Origin of the sequence: Microcoleus sp. w1-18aA5, from assembly GCF_036701705.1 — a bacterium.
GTDB lineage: Bacteria > Cyanobacteriota > Cyanobacteriia > Cyanobacteriales > Microcoleaceae > Microcoleus.
Genome location: NZ_JAUPTE010000188.1, coordinates 1 through 1,017, shown reverse-complemented (window position 1 = coordinate 1,017; position 1,017 = coordinate 1). Strand labels below are relative to the sequence as shown.

Below are 1,017 nucleotides of genomic sequence, written 5' to 3'. Positions count from 1 at the left end.
TAGGGCTTGCTGAAAAAGCCTAAAACCCTTACATCAAAAGACTTTGGCTCCTGACAGCGCTGAGCATGTGTAAGATTCTGAGCTAAAATCAGTCAAAAGCCTAGTACAGCATCACTTTCGTAATGTACCGAAAAGTTGACCCAAGCCCAAACCCACCATCCAACTTTGACCTGCCCTTCGAGGGGAAATTGTCAGAGGATAATCGTTGGGTAATCATGGCCAAAATAATTCCGTGGTCAGAATTTGAAGCCGAATATGCTCAAAATTTTACAGTCTCAACAGGAGCACCAGCGAAATCGTTTCGGATAGCATTAGGGGCATTAATAATTAAATAAAGGTTAGGAGCAAGTGACTCCGAAACAGTAGAACAAATAAGAGAAAACCCATACCTACAATACTTTATAGGCATGACTACTTATAGTGATGCTTCACCCTTTGACTCATCAATGTTCGTTCATTTTCGGCAAAGAATAGGTGTCAACCTCATCAATAAAATTAACGAAAAAATGGTGAAAGAGCAGACAGAACTGCCAGGAGAGGAAGTCGAAAAAAAGTCATCAGGAATAAGTGAACACAAAAATCAAGGAAAATTAATATTAGATGCAACCTGTGCTCCAGCAGACATAAAATATCCGACAGACTTAGGACTATTAAATCAAGGGAGGGAATATACCGAAAAAATCATAGATGCTCTACACACTCAAATTAAATCACCCGAAAAAAAAAACCAAGAACCTATCGAAACACAGCCAGAAAAGCATACTTAACAGTAGCAAAAAACCGGAAACCATCACGAAAAGTACGAAGAAAAGCGATTAAAAAACAACTCCAATATATCAAAAGAAATTTAGCTCATATCGATGGTATGGGAGAGCTACAGTCTCTGAGGAAATATTATTATAGAATGCTGTTAGTGGCAACAGAAGTCTACCGTCAACAATTATGGATGTATGAAAACAAAAAAAACAGTATAGATGACCGAATAGTAAGTTTAACACAACCACACATCCGCCCGAT

General features: G+C 38.3%; 1 pseudogene. It reads left to right on the top strand.

The window, feature by feature from the left end:
- Positions 1-122 precede the first annotated feature (122 nt).
- Positions 123-1,017: pseudogene (locus Q5691_RS27640) on the top strand (IS5 family transposase); the annotation flags it as partial.